This is a genomic window from Rhodopirellula halodulae (assembly GCF_020966775.1).
Classification (GTDB): domain Bacteria; phylum Planctomycetota; class Planctomycetia; order Pirellulales; family Pirellulaceae; genus Rhodopirellula; species Rhodopirellula halodulae.
This window is the reverse complement of the sequence record NZ_JAJKFV010000015.1, coordinates 1-2,187: the sequence shown is the minus strand read 5'-3', so window position 1 is coordinate 2,187 and position 2,187 is coordinate 1. Positions and strand designations below refer to the sequence as shown.

The window sequence follows — 2,187 nt, the reverse complement described above, 5'->3', positions numbered from 1 at the left end:
TTTGGTTTGCCCAGCGAAGCTGGCAACCCCAGTCGGTGCTTGCCACCGACCAAGCCCTGTTCATGGGGAATTGAATCCGATTCGCAAGGGCGTCGTTGGCCAACGGCGGGGTCTGAAGGAAGCGATAGGAGGACGATGGAGCGTAGCGAAAGCGAACCCGATTCGGCTGACGGCGGGGGTGAGCGTGCCAAAAGACGCGATGCCCGATACATGAACAACTGCCGGAAGTGGTTGGGGACGTCATCATCGTCAGGGAGCCAGTGCAGTAACTGGGGAAGCCTGGCATCATCCAAGCCGCGTTAGCTCCCCCAAAGGCGAAGCGTGAGAAGCCGGTAAGGCACGCTTCAAGTGGAAACACGAGAAGCGACCGACGTGATGTGAGGTGGCAGATGAACCCGTAGTAGTGAATAAGTCGCGGCCTGTGAAAGCTGGCAACAGACTGGAGGACAAAACCGCGACGACGACGTGCAAAGGATGGCCGGTAAGCCAGCCGAGTCACGTCGAACGGCTCTGATTCAAAAGATCATCGCCGGATGCGAAGGGGTGAAGTTTTACTTGTGATTGGAGCGAACACCGAAAACGAACCACGTGCAGCCGACACGATTCAGAGAGATCGAAGACTCTGAGGACCGGTCCACAGTGGTAACGCGGGGAACTGCGAAACTGCTCGATGCGTCCGTCGGAGTGGAAGTAACTCGGCAAACCGGCAACTCGCGATTGTCCTTTACTGGAATAGCACACGAGTTGTCCGCTTGGTGAACCGCCACCCTGCCAATCGATTCGACAGAACGTGAACGAACCAACGAAAGACCACTGACCGCCAGTCATGAAGCGAACCTACTACAGCCTCTACAGCCGATTGCTTGATCGTCGGGCGTTGGCCCGCGCGTTCGAGAAGGTCCGACGTGCCAAGGGTGCACCTGGCATCGATGGACAAACGATCTCTGATTTTGAAGCTGATCTGTTGGGGGAGCTGACGCGGTTGGTGAGTGAACTGAGGGACAAGAGTTACCGGCCCAGTGCGGTTCGCCGAGTTTCGATTCCGAAACCTGGTGGCGGCCAGCGGCATCTTGGCATCCCAACGGTTCGCGACCGAGTCGTCCAGCAAGCACTGCTGGACATCCTGCAACCGATTTTTGATCCCGACTTTCACCCGTCGAGTTACGGTTACCGACCGGGCCGCAGCTGCCAACAGGCAGTTGCCAAAGCGACGATGTTCATCCGGCATTATGGCTTGAAGCATGTCGTCGATATGGACTTGTCAAAGTGCTTTGACCGGTTGGACCATGGCTTGATTCTCTCGTCGATTCGTCGTCGAGTGACCGATGGCAGCATCCTGGCTCTTGTCGAGATGTTTCTGACCAGCGGTGTGATGAACGAAGGCGTCTGGGAGGCGACGGAGCTTGGCAGCCCGCAAGGCGGTGTTGTCAGTCCCTTGATTGCCAATGTTTATCTGGACGCTTTCGACCAGGAGATGATGCGTCGTGGTTACCGAATCGTTCGGTATGCCGATGACATCCTGATCCTGTGCCGTAGCCGGAGATCAGCGGAGCACGCGATGAGCGTCGCAGCGGAGATTCTGGAAGGTGATCTGAAGTTGACCGTCAACCGCGACAAGACGCACCTGAGTACGGCACGCGAGGGCGTGAAGTTTTTGGGTGTGGTGATCGGCAGCGTGCATACTCGCATCGCTACCAAGAAAGTCGCGGCTTTTAAGGCGAAGGTCAAGGCGATCACTCGTAAGACCAGTCCCGTGAACCTGGAGAAGGTCATCGCTGACCTGAACCCGGTGCTGCGGGGCTGGGCGAGCTACTTCCGGATGGCCAACTGCAAGTCGCTTTATCGTGAACTGGCGGGATGGATTCGGCGAAGATTACGGGCCAAACAGCTCGCATTGTGGAAGAAACCGACGCGTCTGATCCGCCGCTTGCGGCAGGTCGGAGCGAAGGGCGATCTTCCGAAGATGCGAATGACCGCGTGGCGCACGTCGCGTTGTTCCCACGCCAGTATGGCCATCAGCAATAGCTATTTGGCGGAACTTGGCCTGTTTGACATCACCGAATTGGCGACCGGAGTCCTTCCCGAGGCAACTTAGGCAGGTAAGACAGGAGCCGTATACGGACCCGTACGTACGGTTCTGTGAGAGGGCTGAGTCAGCGGTCGCTCCGCTGGCTCACCCTACTCGAT

The 2,187-nt window shown here is 57.5% G+C and carries 1 protein-coding gene; it reads left to right on the top strand.

The window, feature by feature from the left end; translation table 11 throughout:
* Positions 1 to 826 precede the first annotated feature (826 nt).
* Complete coding sequence (gene ltrA, locus LOC70_RS12455) at positions 827 to 2,095, top strand: group II intron reverse transcriptase/maturase (protein WP_230253910.1); 1,269 nt, start codon at positions 827 to 829, stop codon at positions 2,093 to 2,095.
* Positions 2,096 to 2,187: the final 92 nt, after the last annotated feature.